The organism is Streptomyces venetus (genome assembly GCF_039540295.1).
Taxonomy (GTDB): domain Bacteria; phylum Actinomycetota; class Actinomycetes; order Streptomycetales; family Streptomycetaceae; genus Streptomyces; species Streptomyces venetus.
Genome location: NZ_BAABET010000005.1, coordinates 220,910 through 243,685, shown reverse-complemented (window position 1 = coordinate 243,685; position 22,776 = coordinate 220,910). Strand labels below are relative to the sequence as shown.

Here is a 22,776-nt window from a genome sequence, read left to right as displayed (position 1 = left end):
CCGGGCAGGGTTCGAACCTGCGACACCCGCATGAGAAGTTCGATCAACGGGGCTTCAGGAGCTTCGGATGCCTGGAAGGCATGGCCGTCAGGGCCGCTCGTAGCTGCTGTTGTCTGCCGTCGTTGATGTCAGATGTGGATGTCAGGCCGGCCGAGGCACTATGTTCACTGCCCGATAGGCGTAGCCGTCCTGCTTGAAGCCAGGGGCTTCCCACTGGAGATCTACACGTTGCCCCGGCGACAGCGTATGGAAGCCCTTCGTCTGGATGTCGGCGTAGTGGCCCCAACAACCGCCGGGTGTCTCGGGAGAGTCGAGTACCCCCCACCCTTCCTCGTCGTGCCACTCACGGACAATCGCAGTCACCATGCCGCGACTATACGAGTGTCGGCTGCGCCGACGTACCGGGACCTCAGCTTGGGAAGCCTGGGTCCTCAGCGCTCGATTGGCGCGCTGACCTGCTGCGCAGCGGTGTCACGACATGTGGACGTGCTCGGTGAGCGACCGCTGTTCCCCGTGGCTCCCCGCGCTGTCACTGGGCGTCGCCAACCAGGGCATCCGATGAACGAGGATGTCGCGCAGCCGTGTCAGGGCTGCGACCTTCTCCTCCAGTTCAGCCACCCGTTGTGCGCCGACGACGTAGCCGTCGGCGCACGACGGCGAGTACTCGAAGACCTCTGGCAGATCGGTGTCGAGGTAGCGCACGAAGGACTTGACGTTCTCCACGGTGAACCCGGAGGCGAGCAGGTCGCGGACGTTTCGGACCCTGGTCACCGCATGCGGGCCGTAGACGCGGTAGCCCGACGGTGTCCGGTCGGACTCCAGTAGGCCCTGCTCCTCGTAGTAACGCAGGGCGCGGGTCGTGGTCCCTGTCTGTGCGGCCAGTTCACCGATCAACACGCGGCCACCTCCGGGGTGATTGTCAGGCGGGACGTATACCTTGTGGTCAACTCCTGAGGCGGACCACGGTCTTCCCGGTGTGCCGGCCGCGGACGAGGTCGAGGAGTGCCTGGGGTGCGCTCTCCAGCCCGCTGATCACTGTCTCGTCGTAGACGATGGATCCCTCGCGCAGCCAGTCGCGGAACTGTTCGCCGAACTCCGTGGCCCGGTCCAGGTGGTCCCACAGGGTGAAGCCGCGGATGGTCAGGCGTTTGCCCAGGACGCTCAGCAGGTCACCGGGGCCCTCGTCGGGGCGAGCGGTGCTCTGCCGGTTGAGGGCTCCGCAGACCGCGATACGGCCGTGCACCTTCATGACCTCGATGGCGGCGCGCAGCTGCTCGCCTCCCACGTTGTCGAAGTAGACGTCGATGCCGTCCGGGGCCGCTTCGCGCAGCCGGTCGAGTACCGGGCCGTCGTGGTAGTCGAAGGCCGCATCGAACCCGAGCTTCCCGGTCAGGTGGGCAACCTTGTCAGCCGAGCCGGCGCTTCCGATCACCCGGCGGGCTCCCTTGAGCCGAGCGATCTGACCCGCCATGCTCCCCGTCGCTCCGGCTGCGCTGGAGACGAAAACGGTGTCGCCGGGTTGCAGCCTTGCCGCGTCCATGAGCCCTATGTAGGCGACCAGCCCGAACCCCAGGTGCATGGACGGGCTGGGGTAAGCCGCCTTGTCCACGCGGCGGAACGCACTGGCCTCGGCGACGGCGTACTCCCGCCAGCCGAACCGATGCACCACCAGCTCTCCCTCGCTCAGCGACGGGTCTGCCGAGGCGACCACCTCGCCGAGCGCGTCCCCGTACATCACCTCGCCCACCTCATAGCGTGGCATCGGCAGCGAGGACCGGCCCGCGATCAGCATGAGCATGCCGGGATCGAGTGACATGAACAGGTTACGAACCCGCACCTGGCCCGGTACGGGGGCTGGGACGTCGACCTCGACGATGTTGAAGTGGTCGAGGGTCGGGAGCCCAACGGGCCGTGCGGCGAGGCGGACCTCCAAACCCGTGCTGGGCGGGCTGGACAAGGCAAGCAACGAACCGTTCTTCGCGGAGGACTTCATACCGCCGACGCTAGGCATTGACCCATGCGTGAAGGTCAACCCGTTCCGCCGATGAGGATCCGGCGCCGACCCGCGATCTCTCGACCACATGACGGTGACCGGCAACCTGCGCACCGAGGCCTGGAAGCGTGCCGCCGAGGCGGTCCCGCGGGCACGAGTTCCCGCGCGGCGGGTTCTTCCGCCAGGCTCTCCCGGCGCACCACGGGACAGCCGTCGTAGGGACCTTTAAGTCCCTCCGGAAACGGCCTCTCTCACGCCCACCGCAAGCTCACTCTCACTGACAGGCAGCGGGGCCCGGCCTCGCAGCCCCGGCAGTCCATAACGATCAGGTGAATAACACCAGCCCGAGGCAACCACACAGCAGCTCCACAAGTCACACACCCGCAAGTCACAACGCAAGTCCCAGGGGGGACCATGACCCAGCAGTACCCGCCCCAGACCCAGCAGCCCGGCTACGGCGAGCCCCAGCAGCCCGGCAGCAACGGCCTGGCCACCACCGCACTCGTCCTCGGCATCATCGCCGTCGTAGTCAGCTTCATCCCTGTCCTCAACGTCGTCGTCTGGCCGCTCGCGATCCTCGGCATCATCTTCGGTGCCATCGGCCTCTCCAAGGCGGGCAAGGTCCGCAAGGGCAAGGGCGCCGGCATCACCGGCCTCGTCACGTCGGCCGTAGCGATCGTGATGTTCTTCGCCATGAACGCCCTGTTCTTCTCCGCCGTCGACAAGGCCAGTGAGGAGCTGGACAAGTCGTACGACTCCACCAACGTCGGCGACGGTAAGTCCAAGACCGGCGGCGCCAAGGAGTCCGAGGTCATGAAGGACTTCAAGGTCACTAAGTGTGACGTGGTCACCGGCGACTTCGGCATCAAGGAGATGGCCATCCACGTCGACTACGCCAACAACGGCGACCGCCGATACTCGTACTTCGTTGAGGGCGAGGTCCTGGCCGACGGCAAGAAGGTCAGCGACTTCATGTCGACCGCCGAGAACCTCGCCCAGGGCCAGAAGTTCACCGACAAGGACGCTGGTGCGCTGGTGAACGCGGACGAGATCAAGGACGCCAAGAAGCTCGAGTGCAAGACCATCAAAGCGTCTCGAACTGACTTCTGATCGCTGACGTCGCGCGACGCTGACCCCCCACCCCCAGGCCTCGCCGCGCACCCCGCAGCGGCGGGGCTCGCTGCATCATGGAGACCATGGAGTCGCAGCGCGGCACGGGCGCCGGCCGGGCTGGAGCGGGGCGGAGAGATGAGCGCAGGCCCGGCCGGGGGCCGGATCTGCCCCGCCACGCAGCGAGCCAGATGCCGGAAGGCCCTCACCCGAGACGCGCGTCATCCGTCCACAACCCCCCGAGACAGAGCGACCAGCGGGCAGGATGGCCACATGACAAAACTGTCCGTACGGTCAGTCCGACGTGCCTCCTCTGGTTCAGTGCTGTCCTTGTGGTCACAGGACTCTGTGTTGTCGATCGGTTCAGTGGGATCAGTGCTGTCGGTGGGGTCCGTCGGTTCGGCCTTGTCAGTGGGCTCGATCGGAAGCGCCCTGTCGGTCGGCTCGATCGGCTCCGCCCTGTCGCTGATCTCAACCGGGTCGTGGCTGAGTACAGGATCGTTGTTTTCCGCGCAGTCGCGGTGGTCGGTGCTGTCCTGGCGTTCCTCTCGCGGTTTCCTGGCCGCGGGAGCGATGGGGGCAGCGACCGGAGGCGCCCTGCTGTTGGCCCAGATGTTGCACAAGGCTGATACCGGGACCGGGTGACCCTGATCAGGTTGAGGGGTTATTTCGCTCGGCGTTCAGACCGGAATGAGTGCCTGGTCCCGTGATGCAGGGGCGCGCCGGAGGACGGTGGCCTCGCTGGCGAGGATGCTTCCTTACATCGATGAAGCCGCCACTCAGCGGCACCACTTCCGCCACGCTGATGAGGAGGGCGGCCTGTGGTACATCGAGGCCGTACCTGACCGCGGTGAGTTGGTTGTCATCAAGCAAGCCGAGCTGACTTCGGCCGGCCAACTCCACCGGTACAGCTGGGAGCACCTGGAGGACGAGCACGGCGGCCTGACAGACCAAGCGATCAATCCTGAAGAGGATCCGCTGGAGGCCGTCGCGGCCGAAGAGTTCGTGCGGGTGTGGACTCGGTGAGCGGGCTGGACAACCACTTTAGGAGCGAGGTCGGGTGGCGGCCGGCGCGACCTGCGGGTTTCCTGCCCTTAGCGGCATCAGCCGACTGTGCCCGTGCGTAGCACTGTTCCCCGTGACTCCCCGCCTGTTCTGGCACACGAGTGGCACGCCCGGACTACCGGCGCTCTCGCCGGGCACCGCGGATGCCGGGCGGTGTTTGAACGTCAGTGCTTACCTGGCCGCCCAAGGTCATCACGTTGAGGGGCCGCGTCTGCTCGGCAGCGGATCGATTCCACGGACCCGTACGGCGACGATATTCGTGACGATGGGGGATTGGGTCGGGAGCTTGGACAAACGCCAGCGGAAGGGCTCTGGGACGTCCCGGGCGTTCATTAGGCAAGTCGGTTGTCGGGCAATGATGTGTCGGCTGCCCCGAACTCCGCTTCGCGGCCCGCCCGACAGGGATCAGGCCGTCGACGACGAACTGGGACGCGGGGCATGGCTTCGAACGCGTCTCGTGAGTCGTCGTTCAGCACCGTGTGCGTATCAGGTGACGGATGCTCAGCGATGGCTGGGCCCGCCGGTCAGTCGATGCCGTCGATGATGCGGAAGTCGCGCTCGACGCCGTCGGGGAGGGCCACCAGCGCCTTCTGGTATGCCTCGCTCTCGTATGCCGCGACGGCCTGTTCAAAGCTGTCGAACTCGATCAGAACGACGCGTTGCGTGATTCCGGCCTCGTGGGCGACGACTCGACCGCCACGGGACGGAATCCGGGACAGGGTGCGCCCGCCCCCAGCCTGGACAGCCTGACCGGCCAGCTTGTCATAGGCAGTCAGCCCCTCAGGGTCGGAAATGGCGGGGTAGACACTGACCCAGTAGCCCTTAGGCATGGAAACCTCCTGTGTTCGGCCGGACACGTCCGACTTCGAATTGACACTCAGATCGATCGATCCCGGCGACGGGTACTGCGGTCAGTTCAATCGCCATATGCGCAGGTTAGGGCTTGATGTGCGGTCGAGGGAAAGACCGGTACGGGATAGACTCAGAACGAATCGTTATCAATCGGCAGGGAGGCCACGTGGCGCCGGATACGGTGAGCCTGCGGTATTTCCTGGTGCTGGCACAGGAGTTGAACTTCACCCGCGCGGCCGCACGGATCGGTATCGCACAGCCCGCACTCAGCGCCCGGATGCGCCGATTGGAGGCGGAACTCGGTACGGCCCTGCTGGTCCGCAACACGCGTAGCGTCGTATTGACCACGGCCGGTGCGGCTTTGGCGGAGTCCGCGCCGCCCGCGCTGGCGGCGCTGGACCGGGCATGGGACACCGCCCGGAGCGCGGCGGCCGGTGAACTGGGCACGCTGCGCATCGGATACAGCCTCAGCACCGGGGCCGAGACGGCACCGGCCCTGGTGGACAGGCTGATTCGCGGCAACAGCGGACTCGAGGTCGGCGCGGTCCCGATGGCGACACCGGAGATCTCCCCCGCGGTCGCCGACGGCCGCATCGATGCCGGGATCACCCGCGGTGAACAGCCGGGCCGTGGCGTGCGCCGGTTCCTGCTGCGGCGTGCGCGCATCGGGGTCCAGATGGCGCAGCACCATCCGCTGGCCGAACATCCGGAGATCGAGATCGCCGACGCGGCCGCGTATCCGCTGCGACTCCCGGACCGTGCGGCCAACCCCGTGATCCACGATCAGCTGTCCGCACTGTTCCGAGACACCCGACCACACCCCCGATTCCACACGCCCGCAGTCTCTTTCGACATGTCTCAGCGCGACCTGCGCGACGGGGTCACCCTCGCCCCGGCCGGAGAAGCCGCGGCCACGGCACAACCGGCCGGTCTCACCTGGCGACCGCTGCGAGGCGCGCCCAGCCTGACGATCCACCTGGTCCTCCCACGCGAGCAGTCGCCACTACACCGCCGCATCCGTGCCGTCGCCAAAACCCTGGCGCACGAGCTGCACTGGCTGCCGGACTGACGCGCAAGAGGTCAAGCGAGACGGACGCCTGCGGTGGCAAGGCCGAAGACCCTGCGCTCGGCGGACTTCGCGGTGATGACGACGACGGTGGTCCTGCTGAATGTCCGATAGGAACGGACCCCCCTCGCCCAGGTTCCCGATCGTGGCATCGCGTGCTGCGGACGGGATGGGAGCTCCCCGCGCACGCCACTACGGACCCGCGGCCGCGAACGGCGCCCCCTCCATCCCGGTGCCGGCCGATCCCCCGCCGGAGGCATCGTCTTGACCGCGGGCCCTCTGAGAGCTTTTGCCCACTCTCGCCTTCGGGCGGGGGGCGTTTCGTCGCTCACTCCGATCGGCTCCCGACCGGGACACCTCTGCCGTCCGGCGCGGCCACCCCGTCCCCTTGGGCGTGCGGCGCATGGCTCCGTATCCGGCGATGGCGTCGGGCTACGCACGCGTCGAGCTCGACCGAACCACCCAGACAGCTCGCTACTTTGCAGCGCCGCGTAGGGCGGGAGAGACTGGAGATGGCGACGGCGTGCACGCCAGATCTCGGCTGGAAGGCGCGACCGTAATTCAATGGTGAAGTCATGACTATTCTTGTTTCGACCCTGGGCAAGGTTGTCCGCGGGGAAGAGAACGCTTTCAATCGGTTCATCGGTGAGGGGCAACTGCTCGCAATCCTGGATCAAATCGCCGGCGTGGAACTCGAAGCCACACGTGTCGCCTTGCGTCAGTTCGATCTCAACCGAGACAAGCAATCGGCGACCTGGTCAATCATTAACCATCTGGAATCGGCCAGTGCTGCACTGGCGGCTGTTCATACACCTGAGTCATTTAAGCGTCGATGGCTTGGGTCCGGGATGGATAGACTAAACGCCCTCAGTCGGGACTTTACGGTTCGCATGCTGCTTTGCTCGCTGCTCTTCTCTCTCGGGGAGAAGGAGCGTTCACTCGCGTGGCTCCAGCGCCTGGAGGAGCTTATTCTTCATTATTACCCGGTCAAGGATCTGACTGTGGAACCTGAGCTTCGCAATGTGAGCATCAAAGGTTTCCTTAATTATCAATCACTTGCCGCCGGATCGTATCTGCACCCCATTCGCGGCGCAACCCTCTCCATCTCAGACGCCATTAGAGACTTGCAAGGAAAGGGGGAGGATTTTGTGTCAATCGACACTGCGCTAGAATTTGTGCTCATGGCGCGCCCTATTGTTTCGGAATGAGCAACCCTCGGCCGCGTACGCTGATGTCAGCAAGCAGATGTCAAAGGCCCCGGACCATGATCGGTCCGGGGCCTTTGCGCTGGTGCCCCCGGCAGGATTCGAACCTGCGACACCCGCTTTAGGAGAGCGGTGCTCTATCCCCTGAGCTACGAAGGCAGTGGCAGCGGACGCAAGCAGCGGCGTGCCTGTGGTCGGGGATGACCACAGGCGTCAGCGTACCGGATACGGGTCGGGTGGGTGTGGGGGTCAGGTCAGGGGGACGTGGGTGAAGCGGCCGGCGGTGTGGAGGTCCGACTCGATGCGGGTGGCTGTCACCAGCAACGCAGGAAGTAGGTCCGTCACGCACTCGCGCAGGGTGTGGCGGCTGGCGTGCATGGCGGTGTTCAGGGCGGCCACGACCTGTCCCGACCGGTCGCGGATCGGGACGGCCAGGGAGCGGAGGCCCTCTTCCAGTTCTTCGTTCACCAGGGCGTATCCCTGGGAGCGGACCGAGGTCAGGGCCTTTTCCAGCGTCTGTGCGTCCGTGATCGTGTGGGGGGTCAGGGGGCGCAGGGGGCCAAGAGGAGGGCTCGGGGCGGGTGCGTCGGCGAGGAGGACTCGGCCGAGGGCCGTCGCGTAGGCCGGCAGGCGTGTGCCCACCGTGATGTTCACGCTCATCACCCTTCCGGTCGCCACCCTCGCCGTGTACTGGATCTCCTCGCCCGAGTCCGCCAGCACCGCCACCGACGTCGACTCGTGGATGCGGGAGGTGAGGTCCGACAGGTGGGGCTGGGCGATCTCCGGGAGGGTCGTGCGGGAGAGGGGTGGGAAGCCCAGGGAGAGGACCCGGGGGGTCAGGGCGAAGGTGCGGTCGCCGGTCCTCGTCACCAGGTCCAGGTGTTCGTAGGTGATCAGCGCGCGGCGGGCCGTCGCCCTGGCCAGGCCCGTCGCCTTGGCCACCTCGGTGAGCGTCAGCTCCGGCCGGCCCTCGCCGAAGGCCGTGAGGACCGTCAGGCCGCGGGCCAGCGACTCGATGAACTCGCGGCCCAGTTTCTGCTTCGACGCGCCCGTCCAGAGCGCCAGGTTCGCGGGGGGTGCGCCGGGCTCCGGGGGAGGGGTGCTGTGCAGGTCGCGTTCCATCTCCGTCACCGCCGCGCGGAGCTTCGGCAGGAGGGTGGTGCGCAGGTTGTGCGCCGTGTGACGGCTGGTGTGGCTGACCACGCTTGCCACGCAGGCCACCCGGCCGCGATTACCTTTCCCGTCGTCGGCTCGGGGAGAACGGACCGGGACCGAGACCGCCACCAGGCCCGGCTCGATCAACTGGTCGTCCAGGGCCCAGCCGTTCGCCGCCGCCTCCTCCGCGCGCCGTACGAAGTCCTCGTTCTCCTTCGCGTCCGGGCGGTACGTGCGCGGCGGTACGGCCGGGAAGGAGAAGTCCCTCGGGTCCGACGCCCTGCGGTCACGCCAGCGTTGCCAGTCGGCGTCCGTCCACTCCGACGCGAACAGCGGGCCGGGAGCGGTGCGTTCGGCGGGGAGCAGGTCGCCGATGCGGAAGCTCAGGGACATCGCGCGGCGGCGGGTCGCCTGGTGGATGAAGCGGATGCCGTCGCGGTCGGCGACCGCCAGGGACACCGACTCGTCCAGTTCGTCGGCGAGGGCGTCCGCGCGGGCGGAGAGGAGGGCGGGCAGGCGCAGGGCGGAGAGGTAGGCGTTGCCCAGCTCCATCAGGCGGGGGGTCAGGTGTACGTCCCTGCCGTCCACACGGACGTAGCCCATGCGGGAGAGAGTGGCCGTGATGCGGTCGACCGTGGAGCGGGCGAGGCCGGTGGCCCGTTCCAGGGCGCTCAGGCTCAGCGTGCCGTCCGCCTCGGTGAGTTCCCGGAGAACCGCGATGCCGCGTATCAGCGGGGTCACCGCCTCCGTAGGAGCCCCCTGCGCGGGAGCCGCCTCGGCAGGCCCTTCCGTCTCGAGGGAGTCGTTCATGGGCTTCGCGGGCATCTGCTCTCCGGTGCGGCGGTCTCTGCAGGCCTACCGTAATCCGGAATCGAGTCCTCGCCGGGTGGGCCGACCGCCTTGCCCCGCCGGCTCCTCCCGCGACTACCGCCGCGTCACCCGCACCCGGTAACCCCCCGAGGGCTCCGCCCTCGTCACCTTGATCACGACCTGCCTCCGTACGTCCCGGAACGTCTCCCCGGGCGCGAACGGGGCGTCGGAGAGTTCCGCGTGGACGTTCGGCGCCCGCGTGCAGCCACCGCTGTCGCGGCGGGAGTCGTGGACCGTGACCGGGCCCATGCCCGTGTCCACCTCGGCGTCGACCTTGTAGACGAGGACACCCGGGCGGCACACGGTCTCGTCGTTGCCGGCGCGGGTGCGCACCTCGACGGCGTATGCGGTGCGGCTGTCCAGGGGGACGACGATCAACTTGGAGCCGCCCGTGCCGGCCAGTGGCGTCAGGGTGTACTCCGTGGTGCCGGGGGTCGCCACGCAGTGCACCTGCGCGGCGTCGAGCCAGCCCAGCTTCCACTTGTGCCAGCCGAGGAAGTCGTTGTTGGCGCCCCAGTCCTCGCTCATGATGTCCCAGTGGCCGACCGCGCCCCCGCCCTCCGCGGTGTACAGGTCGGGCAGGCCGAATATGTGGCCGTTCTCGTGGGGGAGGACGCGGTAGCCGGTGCGGTCGTAGGAGCCGGAGCCGTCGTCCTGGCGGGAGTAGACGAAGGAGGCGTTGGCCACGGGGATGCCGTCGGCCGTGGGGGCCTCGGGGTTGCCGGCGAAGGTGACGGACAGGACCGTGTCGAGGGCGGACGGGCCGGCGTTCGGGGTGACCAGGATGTTCAGCAGGTCGTACGCGCGGAAGTCCACCTTCGGGTCGGCCGCGGCCACGATGTCCCGGACCAGGGCGCGGTAGCCGGGGTCGAACGGGGCGCCGCGCTCTATGGCGTACTCGCGGAAGGACTTCGGCATCCGCAGCCACCCGGGGATCGGGGTCTCGGGGCGGTAGTCGAGGCGGCCGTAGGAGCTGGTGCGGAACCACTGCCGGGTCTGCGGGAAGAACTCCCGGAAACGGTCCAGGGCCTCGCCCTCACCGGGCGCGTCGGAGAAGTCGATCATCAGATTGAGGGCGCGGACGATGCCGGTGGAGCGGGAGTAGCCCTCGGCGGTGGGGATGCCCTCGGACATCTGGACCGCGTGGGCGCCGCGGATCATGCAGGGGCCGTGTGCGGAGGTGCGGGACAGGGCGATCGGGCCCGCTCCGGCCGACGAGGCGTCCGGGGCGAGGCGGGCCGTGCCGGCGGAGGTACTGACGGCGAAGGTCAGGGTCGTCACGCAGGCCAGGGCGGCCAGACGGCGCCCGGGTATCCGTCCGGGTGTCCCAGGGCCGGGCGGACCCGTGCCGTCTGACACGCGATGGGGCGGGCCCGTACCACCTGACCCGGGGTCGGGCGCCTCTGTACTCCCCCGCCCTGAACCGGTCGGCGGCGTACGCCCTGAACCGGTCGGCGGCGTGCGCCCTGAACCGGTCGGCTGTCCGCGTCCACGCCCATGTTCACGCCAAGGCCCTCTCCCTCGGCCTCGCCCCACCGGCTGCCCTCGCCCCGCACCCGGCTGCCTTGTGCCGCTGCCGGGCCGGCGTCGACGAGGCTGCGGCTGCGGCTGCATGCAAGGCACCTCCCGCGCCACGGCAGCCTCCGGTCTCCGGCTGCACCCTTGCGCTCACCCTGCGGCGGGGGAGGTGCGGGGCGCGCGTTGGAGGAGACCGATCGTGGGTTTCCCGTCAGTAGCGCCCCGCTGGGGTTGTGAGTCAGGTCACAGTGAAAAACACCGGGGGTGGGAAATACCGGGGATCCAGTCCCCGTTTAGCCAAGTGTCCGAGTGAAACGGGGAGCCTCTCCCCGGATCACCTCACCGCATACCTCACACGCATCTCCCACCGGACCGCATACAGCACCTCACAAGGAGTACGCCGTGCAGACCGCCACCCCCGTACAGCGCAAGGCGCCCCGGCCTCGCGCCGACGCCCTGCGCAACCGGGAGCGGATCGTCACCGCCGCCCGGGAGATGTTCGTCGAGCACGGCCCCGAGGTGCCGCTCGACGAGGTCGCCCGCCGGGCCGGCGTCGGCAACGCCACGGTGTACCGCAACTTCCCGGACCGCGACGCACTCGTGCGCGAGGTCGTCTGCTCCGTCATGGACCGTACGGCCGCGGCGGCCGAGCAGGCGCTCGCCGAGAACGGCGACGCGTTCGAGGCGCTGGAGCGCTTCGTGCACGCCGCCGCCGACGAGCGGATCAGCGCGCTGTGCCCGATGGTCTCCAGCACGTTCGACAAGCACCACCCGGACCTGGAGGCCGCGCGCGAACGGGTCGAGAAGCAGGTCGCGGAGGTCATGGACCGGGCCAGGGCGGCGGGGCAGCTCCGCTCCGACGTGGATGTCGGGGACGTCATGATCGCCGTGGCTCAGCTCAGCCGGCCTCCGGCCGGTACGAACTGTCTCCGCGCCGACCGCTTCGTCCACCGCCATCTCCAGCTGTTCCTGGACGGGCTGCGGGCTCCGGCCCGCTCCGTTCTGCCGGGCACGGCAGTGACCCTGGAGGACCTGCGCCAGCCCTGACCGACCCGCCCTGACCTGACCCGACCCGCCCTGACCGAACCGCCCAGCCCGATCGGTTCCGTCCGACCGGTTACGTCCGATCGGTTACGTCCGATCGGTTACGTCCGATCGGTTCAGCCCGATGAGTTCAGGCCGCCCTACCGGTCTGAAACCTGAACGACAGTCCCTGCGGTCGTCCCGAGGACGAGCCGTCACTTTTCGTCACCTTTTTCCGTCACGAAGTCCCGAAGTGGGTATCCCCATGTCTGAAACAGCCTCGAAGACTCTCGGCACACCGGCCAGGGAACCGGACGCCGGGCGCTGGAAAGCGCTGGTCTTCATCGCGCTCGCCCAGCTGATGGTCGTCCTGGACGCCACCATCGTGAACATCGCCCTGCCCTCCGCCCAGCAGGACCTGGGCATCTCCGACGGCAACCGGCAGTGGGTCGTCACGGCCTACGCCCTCGCCTTCGGCGGTCTGCTCCTGTTCGGCGGCCGGATAGCCGACCTGTGGGGACGCAAGCGGGCCTTCGTCCTCGGTCTCGGCGGCTTCGCCGCGGCCTCCGCGCTCGGCGGTGCGGCCACCAACGAGGCGATGATGTTCGGCGCCCGCGCCCTCCAGGGAGCCTTCGGTGCCCTGCTCGCGCCCGCCGCGCTCTCCCTGCTGGCCGTGATGTTCACCGACGCCAAGGAGCGCGCCAAGGCGTTCGGCATCTACGGCGCGATCGCCGGTGGTGGCGGCGCCGTCGGCCTGATCCTGGGCGGCTTCCTCACCGAGTACCTGGACTGGCGCTGGACGTTCTTCGTGAACATCCCGTTCGCCATCGTCGCCGCGGCCGGTGCGTACTTCGTCATCCGTGAGCCGGAGGGCGGCCGCAACCGCTCCCCGCTCGACATCCCCGGCGTCATCCTGTCCACCCTCGGCCTCGTCGCTCTCGTCTACGGCTTCACCCGCGCCGAGTCCGACGGCTGGAGCGACGCCGTGACCGTCGGCCTGTTCGTCGCCTCGGCCGTGCTGCTCCTGGCCTTCGTGATCGTCGAGTCGAAGGTCAAGGCCCCGCTGCTGCCGCTGCGCGTGGTCACCGAACGCAACCGTGGCGGGATCTACCTCTCCCTCGGTCTCGCGATCATCGCGATGTTCGGGCTGTTCCTCTTCCTGACCTACTACCTGCAGATCGTGAAGGGGTACTCGCCGGTCAAGACCGGCTTCGCCTTCCTGCCGATGATCGCGGGCATGATCACGGGCTCCACCCAGATCGGCACGCGTCTGATGACCCGGGTCGCGCCGCGCCTGCTGATGGGCCCCGGCTTCCTGGTCGCCGCGCTCGGCATGCTGCTGCTGACACAGCTGGAGATCGGCTCCTCGTACGCCGCCCTGCTGCTGCCGGCGATGCTGCTGCTCGGCCTCGGCATGGGTACGGCGTTCATGCCGGCCATGTCCATGGCCACCCAGGGCGTCGAGCCGCGGGACGCGGGTGTCGCCTCCGCGATGGTCAACACCTCGCAGCAGGTGGGCGGCGCGATCGGCACGGCGCTGCTGAACACGATCGCGGCCTCGGCCACCACGTCCTACATCGCCGACCACATCGTCGGTGCCACCAGCCGGTCCCAGCAGCAGCTGGTCCAGCTGGAGGGCATGGTCGAGGGCTACACGAGCGCCATCTGGTTCGCCGTCGGCATCCTCGTCGTGGCCGCCGGCATCGCCCTGACCTTCGTCAACGCCGGCCGGCCCGGCAGCACCACGGTGACCGGTTCCGGCTCGGACACGGACGTGGCGGACGAGGTGCAGGTCCCGGTCGTCGCCCACTGACGGTCGTAAGGCCCAGGACTGTGTGACGGCCGTACGACGGCGTAGGACAGCTGTGTGACGGCCGTACCCGAGAACCCCACTCAGGGCCATCCGTAGGCACGGGGAAGGGGACGCCTCGTACCTACGGAATCCAGGACCTGCCCGGCTCCCGCGTCAGCGGAGCCAGGGCAGGTCCGCACCCGCTTCGGTCGGCTGAAGTCCCTCGGCGATGATCCGCATGATCTCGCCGAGGGCCTTCTGCTGTTCCGGGTCGAGCCGGTCGAAGACCGCCTGGCGCACGGCGTCCACATGGCCCGGCGCGGTCTGCCGCAGCACCTCGTAGCCCTCTTCGGTCAGCACGGCGAACTGGCCCCGCTTGTCGTCGGGGCAGTCCTCGCGGCGCACCCAGCCGTTCTTCTCCAGGCGCGCGATGGCGTGCGAGAGACGGGAGCGGGTGATCTTCGCCAGCATGGCGAGTTCCGTCATCCGCAGCCGTCGCCGCGGCGCCTCCGCCAGCTTGACCAGCAGGCCGTAGTAGACGTGCGGCATGCCCGCGTCGCGCTGGAGCTGACGGTCGAGGTGGTCGTCGAGGAGGGTGGCCCCCTCCATGAACCAGCGCCAGACGCGCTGCTCCTCGTCGGTGAGCCAGCGCGGCTCCTGGGCTTTTTCGGTGCTGCCCTGAGTCGGTGCGGATGCGGGTGCCTTCATGTCTTCCACTCTACGTGGCCCCTCCTTGAACTTTAAACAAATGGCCCGTACAGTTTTGTCAGGGAACCATGTTTTGGAAGGAGCCGCAGCATGTCCGCCGCCACCCAGGAGCGCATGCCCGCTCTGTACCTCAGCCACGGCGCCCCGCCGCTGGCGGACGACCCGGTCTGGCCCGGCGAACTGGCCGCCTGGTCGGCAGGCCTGCCGCGCCCCAGGGCGGTCCTGATGATCTCCGCCCACTGGGAGGAGGCCCCGCTCGCCATCGGAGCGACCGAGACCGTCCCGCTCGTCTACGACTTCTGGGGCTTCCCGGAGCACTACTACCGGGTGACCTACGGCGCCCCCGGCGCACCGGAGCTCGCCGAGTCGGTACGGAAGCTGCTGCGCGCCCCCGGCATACCCGTCCAGGACGTCCCCGACCGCGGCCTCGACCACGGCGCGTACGTCCCGCTGGTCGAGATGTACCCGGAGGCCGACATCCCGGTCCTCCAGGTGTCCATGCCGACGCTCGACCCCGTCCGGCTCATGGAGATCGGCCGCAAGCTCGCCCCGCTCCGGGACGAGGGCGTGCTGATCGTCGGCTCCGGCTTCTTCACCCACAACCTGGCCGCGCTCCGGCAGGGCGGCGTCCCCGCCTGGTCGTCCGAGTTCGACGACTGGGGCCGGCGGGCGCTGGAGGCGCGGGACGTGGACGCGCTGCTCGACTTCACCCGCAAGTCGCCGGCCGGGCAGCTCGCCCATCCGCGCACCGAGCACTTCGCACCGTTGTTCGTGACCATGGGCGCGGCCGACGCGACCGGTGAGCTGGACGCGCAGAAGTCCGTGATCGACGGGTTCTGGATGGGGCTGGCGAAGCGGTCCGTGCAGTTCGGCTGAAACCGCTCCCGGCTCACGGCCGCGCTGTCACACCCCGGCCGCGGCCGCGTCGTTACAGTCGTCACAGGGGTTTCTCGTGCCAGGCCACGTCCCAGTAGCGGCCGAACTTGCGGCCGACCTCCCGGTAGGTGCCGACGTACTGGAAGCCGAAGCGCTCGTGCAGCCGGGTGGACGCCTCGTTCGGCTGGGCGATGCCGGCGTAGGCGCGGTGCAGGTCCTCGCCGGACAGGGCTTCGAAGAGGGCCTCGTAGAGCAGCGTGCCGACGCCGCGGCGGCCGGCGTGCGGGGAGACGTACACCGTCGTCTCCACGGAGGTGGTGTAGGCGGGCTTCGCTCGGTAAGGGCTGGATGTGGCGTAACCCAGAATCTCCTGTGAGTCCGGCGTCACGGCAACCATCAGGCGGTGCGGGCCGTCTACTGGGTGGGAGAGCAGCCAAGGGCGGCGCTCTTCCGGAGTGAAGATTTCGGTGTCGAATGTGAAGGCCGTCTCGCGAACGTAGTGGTTGTAGAGGGCTGTGAGACTCACGAGGTCACCCTCGACTCCCGGCCTGACCTGCACGTCCGTACGCTCCGTCGACATTCGACCTCCCTGTGTGGCCGGACAGGGTACTGCATGATCAGAAAAATTGACGGGTCGGTTGGGAATTCTGTCCTGATTCCAGTCGTTGTTTCCATCGGATGCAGGGCACCCGAGGAGAGTCCGGAGAGTCCCGGAGACGGAGTCCAGCGTCCGAAGGACCACCCGCTGACCTCACCACGCAAGGGAGCACGCATGGCAACCCGTGCCGTCGCCCGTCGTCAGTCCGCCACCGGCGAGACGGCCCAGGCGGCAAGCAGTGTTCGCGCCCATGGCGGCGAGATCGCCGACCGCGACCTGGTCGGCATGTACCTCGACGAGATCGCTCGCACACCGCTGCTCGACGCCGCCAGGGAAGTGGAACTGTCCCAGGTCATCGAGGCGGGCGTGTTCGCCAAGCAGGTCCTCGACGGGCTCGAGGAGACGAAGGCGGAAGCCACCCGCGAGGAGCTCGAGGCCCTGGTCGCCGACGCGGAGCGGGCCAAGGACATCTTCATCCGCTCCAACCTGCGCCTGGTCGTCGCGGTCGCCCGCCGCTATCCCCGCAGTGGGCTGCCGCTGCTGGACCTGATCCAGGAGGGCAACGCGGGCCTGGTGCGCGCGGTCGAGAAGTTCGACTACCGCAAGGGCTTCAAGTTCTCCACGTACGCGACGTGGTGGATCCGCCAGGCCATCACCCGCTCGATAGCCGACCAGTCCCGTACGATCCGCCTGCCCGTCCACCTCGTGGAGGAGCTCGGCCGGATCCGCCGGGTGCAGCGCGAGTTCAACCGTGAGCACGGGCGGGACCCGGAGCCCACGGAGATCGCCGCCGAGCTCGGCTCGACGCCGGAGCGCGTCACCGACGTGCTCGACTGGGCCCGCGACCCGGTCTCGCTGAACATGTCGGTGGACGACGAGGGCGAGACCCAGTTCGGCGACCTCCTGGAGGACACCTCGGCGGTGTCGCCCGAGCAGTCGGTGCTCACACTGCTGCGCAGTGAGGAGCTCGACGACCTCATCGGGCGCCTCGACCAGCGCACGGCCTCCATCATCAAGATGCGCTACGGCATCGAGGACGGCCGCGAGCGCACCCTGACCGAGGTCGGCAAGGAGCACGGCCTGACCCGCGAGCGCATCCGGCAGATCGAGAAGCACGCGCTGCTGGAGCTGAAGAAGCTGGCGCGCAGCACCGGTTTCGACGCGGCTGCGTGACACCGCGTACGCCGGGTGGCGAAAGACCGCGCAAACATGGCGCTGTAAAGCCGCTTCAACCCGCAGGGCCCAGGGAACAAGAATTCCGGGTCCACCAGTTCGGGCCCGGGGCCACGCCCCTGGCCCCGAGAGCCAAGTCCCGTCGCACTCCCCCCGGCGCCGGGACTCTCCCAAGGCCGGGCTTCGGCGCCCCTCCCCCCGGGCGCCGGGGCCCGGCTCTTTGCTGCCGACCGCTCCTCCGCCGACGGGGTGCTGAGGGGCGGGCCACCCCGTACCTGAACCACGGGGTGGCCCACCAGATGGCAGATTGTGTCACATGGGCATAGCCTGCCGAGCGTGAGCAGCACCACCCCGACCCCGCCCCAGGCCTCGCTGACCGAGCGGCGGAAGGCCGAGACGCGGATGGAGATCGCCCGCGCGGCGGCCGGCCTCTTCGTCCGGCACGGCCTGCGTGCCACCCGCGCCGAGGACATCGCCCAGGCAGCCGGCATCGCCCCGCGCACCTTCTACCGGTACTTCGCCACGAAGGAGGAGGCCGTCGCCCCGCTCTACGCGGTCGGCGCCCAGCGCTGGGTGGAGGCGGTACGCGCCGCTCCCGCCGACGCGAGCGTGCTCCAGGCCCTGGAGCAGGGGGTCCGCCACACCCTCACCCCGGGCGCCGGCGTTTCCGCGTCCTCCTGGGAGTACGTCCGCACCCTCCTGCGCCTGGCCGAGGCGAACCCGTCTCTGCGCAGGGTGTGGGCGGAGGTGTGCCAGGCGTCGGAGCGGTCGCTGGCTGAGGTACTGGCCGCGCGGCTGGCCGCCGGTCCTGAAGGGGATCGATTGAGAACCGACCCCGACAACGTTGCCGTGCCCTCGCACCTGCGCTTCGCCGCCGCCGTCGCGAGCGCCGCCGTGCGCGTGGCGATGGAGGACTGGGCGGCGGCCGGAGACGCCCCGGCGGACGGGGGAGACGCCCCGGCGGAGGGGGGAGACGCCCCGGCGGACGGGCTGGAGGGGGCGGCGGGGCCGGGCGGAGCGGAGACGCCGGCGGAAACGGCATCGCGGAATCTCAGAGTGCTGCGGGATTTCCCCTGGGACGGCCGACGGCTCGACGAAGGATGCCGGCGCCGTTGACGGGAGGACGTACGGTCACGCCTCCGACAGGGCCTTGTCGACGAATCCGCGGCAGTCGCCCGCCGACTTGAAGGCCCTCGCGGCATCGCGGAGAGACACGTCGAACACGCGGATGTCCGCGAGCGTCACCGCTTCGTCGGGTCCGGCTCGGCCGAGAGCTGCCTTGTACCCCTCGGCACTGGCCTGGGCGGCAGGCGCCCCCTGCTTGAGTTCCTCACCCATCACCTCGGTGAAAGCGGTCAGGGCTTTCTTCGAGACGCCGGACGACTCGAAGCGTGCGGCGCACTGCCGGGTGGCCCGCAGCTCGTCTTCGAGGTCCTGCCCGGACAGCTTCGGAGACCTGACGACGGCGAACTTGGCCCTGCCCTGCTGCGCCCCCTCCTCGTACTTCACATGGGTGACGTTCTCCTTCTTCCCGTAAGGCACCTGCGACGCCTTCACCACCGCACGGATGGCGACCGTGACCGTCTGCTCCGGAACGATCTCGGTGCCACCGCCGGTGGGGCAGTTCACCACGGTGTTCCCCGCGGTGATGTCACAGTCGTTCGCATCGCCGGAATCCGTCATCAGCTGGGCATGCAGCACAGGACGGATGACACCCTCCCGGGCACCGCCCGAGTTCGACCCGAACTTGTCCTCCACCGTCACATCGGTGACGTCGTCCTCCCCGTGATTGGTGACCTCGATGGTGAAGGACTGGAACTCTCCCGGGGCGACCGCGGAGTTCAGGGGCGTCTCCCTGACCTCCAGCAGGGGCTTGTCCGCGTGCTCGTCGTTGTCGTCGCCGAGCCTGTCGATGAAGTCGTCTCCCGAGTCCTTCGCCTTGTCCCGGTCATCGCGGGATGCCGACCGGTCGTAGGACTTCTGCAGCGCCTTGCTCAGCTGCTCCACGTTCTCCTCGAGCTCGGCCCGCAGCTCCTTCGAAAGGGTCCGGTCGCGAAGAATCTGATGGGTCGTCCCCGAGACCTGTATGGCCCGCACAGTCCGCCCGAGATCGTCCTGCGACGTCGGTTGGCTTTGAGCGTCGGTCACCGTTCCCACGTCCCGGTCGGTGTTCTCGCGGGCGAATCCCCGAAAACGCTTCGGCGCTTCCGTATCCGTGAACGACCCGAAGCGCTCGGTCAGTTCGTCAGCGAGCTCCATGTAGGCGGCCCGCTCTCCGCTCGGCCTCTCGGGATCCTGGCTCGTCCCCAGCGTTTTGACGGTCCCGTCCACGATCCTCGTGTAGGCGGACCGTTCCTCGCGCGGCGTCCTGGGATCCTGGATCACGCCCAGCGTTTCGGTCGACCTGTTCACGATGTGCGTGTAGGCGATCCGCTGCTTGCGGGGCGTCCTGGGATCCTGGAGCGTTTCCAACGCCTCGGTGAGCCCGGACACGATCCTCGCGTAGGCGGCCCGTTCGCCGGGCGGGATGTCCGGGTTCCTGCTCATCCTCAGCAACCCGGCCAGCTTCTTCTCGACTTGCTCCCGTACCTCCTCCGGCACCTTCAGTGCCGCCGTGCGTCGCTCCAGGAGCTTCACTTCTTCCGACGGGTTGGCCGGTGACGAGGGCTGCGACTCGGTGCCGGAGTCATCGGGCTCACCGGAGTCGTCCGGTTCGTCGGTGTCGGTCGGCTCGCCCGGCCCGGTCTCCGTGTCGGACCCCGTCGTCGTCCCGGGCTCCGACGGCTCGCCGGGTTCGGACGGTGTGCTGGGGCCGGGCGGTGTCGTGCCGGGTTCGGTCGGTGTGCCGGGCTCCGGTGTGCCAGGTTCCGGCGGTGGTTCCGGAGGCGGGGAGGGAGTCTGGGCCGGTGTCACGGCCGCGGCCTGGCCCAGGACTCCCGTCGTAGAGCCGGCCACGCCTCCTGAGAGCGAGAGTGCCGCCACCAGGCAGTACGTGCAGCCCTTGAAACGGGAGACTCGTCGTCGGGCGTTCCGGGCCATGGCGCATCCAGGTGCACTGTGGGACGTGCGGGATTTGCCCTTGCAGACACAACAACCACTTATCACCACTTTGTGCCCACCCGGGCACTTCTGCAACTCGGCGCCCGGTCCGCTACAGCGACGCCATCAAAGCCGCGACGGATACTCTGGTCGACGTCGAGCGCGACTCCACGCCGTACCGGTCCTCTTCCCTCTCGATTTCCCTTCTCAATTCCTTCAGGTCAGGATCCATCCGGGCGTTGAATTTGTAGGACGAAATCGCGTACGAATAGTCAAAGTCCTCCTTTGTGCCGTACCAGAGTACGGTCACGTACCGGGGTTTGCGGGTGACGTTGATGACGTTGTTGTTATGGCGCACCACCCCCTCGTAGATGGTCATCACGCTGCATTTCGGGCAGTAGAAGCGCCCCTCCTTCTTGTGCCAGGAGGGGTGCGCCCGCTGTAGTTGCAGGAGATTGATCTTCCCGCGGTCCATTCTCATCGCAACCACGCCCAAGGTCGCTTCCAGGAGATCGTATTCGACGCTCCTGGGGACCTGTATCACTTTCTCCTTTACGTGGCCCTCTCCCGGGTGCAGCCAGTACCCCGGCCCGGCGAACTGCCCGGCGCTTATCGTCCTGCTGCCCTTTTCGGTGACATGAAGCTCTGCGTCGGTTCCGTTTTCCAGAGCCTTCTTCCAGCCCTTGAGCCCCCTGGCGTCCTTCGAGTAGTCGGCGGAACGTCCGTAGACCAGGTATTTGTCGACGAGGATGTATGCAGGAACCTTGCCGGTGTTCTCCACCCGAAACGTCAGCGGCACATGGACGAACGGGCGGGCGGGGTCGGTGTGAGGGGTGCCGAACTTTGCCGTGAGAGTGACGTAGAAGGGGGCGGACGTGGGCTGGTACACGGCTGAGTACGCGAAGTTCGTGGCGGCCAGCAGGCCGGACAGGGCCACCCCGGTCGCGAATCCCCTGGGGTGCGGGATGACTCTCCACACCTGCTGCTGGACGAGCCGCCAGAGAGCCCACAGCGACCATGCGAAGAGCAGCAGGCATACGGGTAGGTACAGCGTCGGCTCTCTTTCCTGGAGCCAGGCGAACAGGAAAATGCCCTCTGTGATCAGAGTGATCAGCGCGCCGACCAGTACCACTGCCCCGGAATACTTGAGCTGCCGTTTCCCCTCATGGTCGAGGGCCGCCAGCGCGGCGAGGCCCTGCACCGCACCGGACAGGATGAAGAGGAACCCCGTGATGCGCTGCGCGAAAGTCAGTGCCCCCACCGCGTCCGGTGTGCCGACGGCGGTGAGCAGGACCATGGACAGGAGCAGTCCCGCCATCATGACTGCGGTGGCCGTGCGTCTACGCCATGTGCGGTCCGGCCATGTCCCGCTGCCGGCCTCGCGCCAGACGATGACCCTCCGGTCCTCCAGATCGATGTCTTCCGGGTGACCGAGCCCTCGGAGAACCCTGCGCAGATCGCTCGGGGACCAGGCCCTGCCCACGACTGTGCCACCCACGCTGACTGCGCGAAGGCCCCTGCTGTCCGGGGGCTCCACGATCACCCTGGGAGTCTTCTCCATGAAGGACAGCCTTGATGGTGAACGGACAACGCGCAGCCGGGCTTGCTCCATCCGGCCCTCGGGGCGGCCTCCGTCACGGGCACGTCACGTCGCGCTCCGTTCCCCTGAGCCGCCCTGCTCACGTCGCGCTCTGTTCCCCTTGCACCGCCCTGTTCACATCGCGCTCCGTTCCCCTTGCGCCGCCCTGCTCAACCGGGACCCCAACTCCCGCACGGCCCTCACGAGCTCCTCCGGCGCGTGCACCACGAAGTCGCACTCCAGCATGGCCAGCCGGAACGCCACGTGCCGCACCGAGTCCGTCGTCGTCCCCCGCAGTCGGCAGCGGCTGTCCTCCGGCGACTCGGGCGTGTCCTCCAAGGAGTCCGGCGTACCCAGCCACTTGGGCAACCGGGCGGCGACGAACTCCGCCGACGCGGCGAACGTGACCTCGAAGTCGTAGGAGTCCTGGTGCCGTTGCATCGACCGCCGCAGGTACTCCGCCGCGCTTCCCGTCGGCAGCTCGCGCGGCGCGAACCGTGCCCCGGTGGCGAACGGCTCGCTCACCCGGTCGACGCGGAACGTACGCCAGTCGTCCCGGTCGACGTCGTACGCCACCAGGTACCAGCGGCGGCCCGTCGACACCAGCCGGTGCGGCTCGGTGAGGCGGCGGGACTCGGTGCCGTCAGCGGCCCGGTAGGCGAACCGCAGCCGCTCGTGCCCGGCCACCGTAGAGGCCATCACGGTCAGCGTCTCGGGCGCGATACTCGGCCCGTCACCGCTGGTCAGTGGCGTGGTCGCGGCCTGGAGCGTGGCCACGCGGTGGCGCAGCCTGCCGGGCAGCACCTGCTCCAGCTTGGCCAGCGCCCGTACCGAAGCCTCGTCCAGGCCCTCCACCGCGTGCCCCGCTCCGGCGCGCAGCCCGACCGCGATGGCCACGGCCTCCTCGTCGTCCAGCACGAGCGGCGGCATGGCCTTGCCGGCGACCAGCCGGTAGCCGCCGTCGGCACCCTTGCTGGCCTGCACGGGATAGCCGAGTTCGCGCAGCCGGTCGATGTCCCGCCGGACCGTGCGGCGGGAGACCCCGAGCCGGTCGGCGAGCTCGCCGCCGGGCCATTCGCGGGGCGTCTGGAGGAGGGAGAGGAGCGTCAGCAGCCGAGCGGGAGTGTCCGTCGTCATACCGATGAGGATGCCGC

22 protein-coding genes and 1 tRNA gene are annotated in these 22,776 nt (G+C 68.6%); 11 read left to right on the top strand and 12 right to left on the bottom strand.

The features are described from left to right. Nucleotides 1–141: 141 nt before the first annotated feature. The 3 genes from ABEA82_RS18180 to ABEA82_RS18170 form a co-directional block, all read right to left on the bottom strand. A complete protein-coding gene (locus ABEA82_RS18180) occupies nucleotides 142–366 on the bottom strand; it encodes a cold shock domain-containing protein (protein WP_345662578.1) in 225 nt (74 codons plus the stop codon). Nucleotides 367–471: 105 nt separating this feature from the next. Then, a complete protein-coding gene (locus ABEA82_RS18175) occupies nucleotides 472–897 on the bottom strand; it encodes a MerR family transcriptional regulator (RefSeq protein ID WP_345662577.1) in 426 nt (141 codons plus the stop codon). A 46-nt stretch (nucleotides 898–943) separates the two neighbouring features. Then, nucleotides 944–1,993: an NADP-dependent oxidoreductase gene (locus ABEA82_RS18170; protein WP_345662576.1), complete on the bottom strand. Its 1,050-nt coding sequence runs from the start codon at nucleotides 1,991–1,993 to the stop codon at nucleotides 944–946. 414 nt (nucleotides 1,994–2,407) lie between these two features. Here ABEA82_RS18170 and ABEA82_RS18165 point away from each other — a divergent pair, with 414 nt between their 5' ends. From ABEA82_RS18165 to ABEA82_RS18155, 3 genes are all read left to right on the top strand, one after another. Next, on the top strand, nucleotides 2,408–3,103 hold the full coding sequence (locus tag ABEA82_RS18165) for a DUF4190 domain-containing protein (RefSeq protein WP_345662575.1): 696 nt from the start codon (nucleotides 2,408–2,410) through the stop codon (nucleotides 3,101–3,103). Between the two features lie 273 nt (nucleotides 3,104–3,376). Further along, nucleotides 3,377–3,748, top strand: coding sequence for a hypothetical protein (locus tag ABEA82_RS18160; protein ID WP_345662574.1), 372 nt, complete (start codon nucleotides 3,377–3,379; stop codon nucleotides 3,746–3,748). Nucleotides 3,749–3,853: 105 nt separating this feature from the next. Continuing rightward, nucleotides 3,854–4,129: a hypothetical protein gene (locus tag ABEA82_RS18155; RefSeq protein WP_345662573.1), complete on the top strand. Its 276-nt coding sequence runs from the start codon at nucleotides 3,854–3,856 to the stop codon at nucleotides 4,127–4,129. A gap of 563 nt (nucleotides 4,130–4,692) precedes the next feature. Here the strand turns inward: ABEA82_RS18155 and ABEA82_RS18150 are convergent. Then, nucleotides 4,693–4,998, bottom strand: a complete 306-nt coding sequence (locus ABEA82_RS18150; protein WP_345662572.1) for a DUF1330 domain-containing protein — start codon at nucleotides 4,996–4,998, stop codon at nucleotides 4,693–4,695. 188 nt (nucleotides 4,999–5,186) lie between these two features. Here ABEA82_RS18150 and ABEA82_RS18145 point away from each other — a divergent pair, with 188 nt between their 5' ends. From ABEA82_RS18145 to ABEA82_RS18135, 3 genes are all read left to right on the top strand, one after another. After that, nucleotides 5,187–6,089, top strand: a complete 903-nt coding sequence (locus ABEA82_RS18145) for a LysR family transcriptional regulator (RefSeq protein ID WP_345662571.1) — start codon at nucleotides 5,187–5,189, stop codon at nucleotides 6,087–6,089. A 400-nt stretch (nucleotides 6,090–6,489) separates the two neighbouring features. Then, nucleotides 6,490–6,657 carry a hypothetical protein gene (locus ABEA82_RS38690; protein WP_425588531.1) on the top strand — a complete coding sequence of 56 codons (168 nt, stop codon included), beginning with the start codon at nucleotides 6,490–6,492 and terminating at the stop codon, nucleotides 6,655–6,657. Between the two features lie 4 nt (nucleotides 6,658–6,661). Continuing rightward, nucleotides 6,662–7,294 (top strand): hypothetical protein, encoded by a 633-nt coding sequence (locus ABEA82_RS18135; protein WP_345662570.1) that lies wholly within the window; start codon nucleotides 6,662–6,664, stop codon nucleotides 7,292–7,294. An 80-nt stretch (nucleotides 7,295–7,374) separates the two neighbouring features. Here ABEA82_RS18135 and ABEA82_RS18130 read toward each other — a convergent pair. From ABEA82_RS18130 to ABEA82_RS18120, 3 genes are all read right to left on the bottom strand, one after another. Continuing rightward, a tRNA-Arg gene (locus tag ABEA82_RS18130) sits at nucleotides 7,375–7,450 on the bottom strand. 90 nt (nucleotides 7,451–7,540) lie between these two features. Beyond that, nucleotides 7,541–9,256 (bottom strand): IclR family transcriptional regulator domain-containing protein, encoded by a 1,716-nt coding sequence (locus ABEA82_RS18125; protein ID WP_345662928.1) that lies wholly within the window; start codon nucleotides 9,254–9,256, stop codon nucleotides 7,541–7,543. 114 nt (nucleotides 9,257–9,370) lie between these two features. Then, a complete protein-coding gene (locus tag ABEA82_RS18120; RefSeq protein WP_425588539.1) occupies nucleotides 9,371–10,615 on the bottom strand; it encodes a M6 family metalloprotease domain-containing protein in 1,245 nt (414 codons plus the stop codon). A 621-nt stretch (nucleotides 10,616–11,236) separates the two neighbouring features. Between ABEA82_RS18120 and ABEA82_RS18115 the strand changes: the two genes are divergently transcribed. Together ABEA82_RS18115 and ABEA82_RS18110 are read left to right on the top strand one after the other, a co-directional pair. Further along, on the top strand, nucleotides 11,237–11,881 hold the full coding sequence (locus tag ABEA82_RS18115) for a TetR/AcrR family transcriptional regulator (RefSeq protein ID WP_345662568.1): 645 nt from the start codon (nucleotides 11,237–11,239) through the stop codon (nucleotides 11,879–11,881). 241 nt (nucleotides 11,882–12,122) lie between these two features. Continuing rightward, on the top strand, nucleotides 12,123–13,670 hold the full coding sequence (locus tag ABEA82_RS18110; RefSeq protein WP_345662567.1) for an MFS transporter: 1,548 nt from the start codon (nucleotides 12,123–12,125) through the stop codon (nucleotides 13,668–13,670). A 153-nt stretch (nucleotides 13,671–13,823) separates the two neighbouring features. Here ABEA82_RS18110 and ABEA82_RS18105 read toward each other — a convergent pair whose 3' ends face one another. Beyond that, nucleotides 13,824–14,357, bottom strand: a complete 534-nt coding sequence (locus tag ABEA82_RS18105) for a MarR family winged helix-turn-helix transcriptional regulator (RefSeq protein ID WP_345662566.1) — start codon at nucleotides 14,355–14,357, stop codon at nucleotides 13,824–13,826. 90 nt (nucleotides 14,358–14,447) lie between these two features. On the opposite strand from ABEA82_RS18105, the gene ABEA82_RS18100 reads away from it, so the two are divergent. Next, a complete protein-coding gene (locus tag ABEA82_RS18100; RefSeq protein WP_345662565.1) occupies nucleotides 14,448–15,233 on the top strand; it encodes a dioxygenase family protein in 786 nt (261 codons plus the stop codon). A gap of 61 nt (nucleotides 15,234–15,294) precedes the next feature. On the opposite strand, the gene ABEA82_RS18095 is transcribed toward ABEA82_RS18100, so the two are convergent. After that, nucleotides 15,295–15,813, bottom strand: a complete 519-nt coding sequence (locus ABEA82_RS18095; RefSeq protein ID WP_345662564.1) for a GNAT family N-acetyltransferase — start codon at nucleotides 15,811–15,813, stop codon at nucleotides 15,295–15,297. A gap of 192 nt (nucleotides 15,814–16,005) precedes the next feature. On the opposite strand from ABEA82_RS18095, the gene ABEA82_RS18090 reads away from it, so the two are divergent. Further along, the gene (locus ABEA82_RS18090) at nucleotides 16,006–17,004 is read left to right on the top strand and encodes a sigma-70 family RNA polymerase sigma factor (protein ID WP_345662563.1); all 999 of its coding nucleotides are present in this window, start codon (nucleotides 16,006–16,008) and stop codon (nucleotides 17,002–17,004) included. Nucleotides 17,005–17,340: 336 nt separating this feature from the next. Continuing rightward, entirely contained in the window at nucleotides 17,341–18,120 is a 780-nt protein-coding gene (locus ABEA82_RS18085; RefSeq protein WP_345662562.1) for a TetR/AcrR family transcriptional regulator, read from the top strand. A 15-nt stretch (nucleotides 18,121–18,135) separates the two neighbouring features. On the opposite strand, the gene ABEA82_RS18080 is transcribed toward ABEA82_RS18085, so the two are convergent. The 3 genes from ABEA82_RS18080 to ABEA82_RS18070 form a co-directional block, all read right to left on the bottom strand. Then, nucleotides 18,136–20,139 carry a hypothetical protein gene (locus ABEA82_RS18080; protein WP_345662560.1) on the bottom strand — a complete coding sequence of 668 codons (2,004 nt, stop codon included), beginning with the start codon at nucleotides 20,137–20,139 and terminating at the stop codon, nucleotides 18,136–18,138. Nucleotides 20,140–20,155: 16 nt separating this feature from the next. Continuing rightward, nucleotides 20,156–21,604, bottom strand: a complete 1,449-nt coding sequence (locus ABEA82_RS18075) for a hypothetical protein (RefSeq protein ID WP_345662559.1) — start codon at nucleotides 21,602–21,604, stop codon at nucleotides 20,156–20,158. A 153-nt stretch (nucleotides 21,605–21,757) separates the two neighbouring features. Beyond that, nucleotides 21,758–22,759: a helix-turn-helix transcriptional regulator gene (locus ABEA82_RS18070; RefSeq protein WP_345662558.1), complete on the bottom strand. Its 1,002-nt coding sequence runs from the start codon at nucleotides 22,757–22,759 to the stop codon at nucleotides 21,758–21,760. Nucleotides 22,760–22,776: the final 17 nt, after the last annotated feature.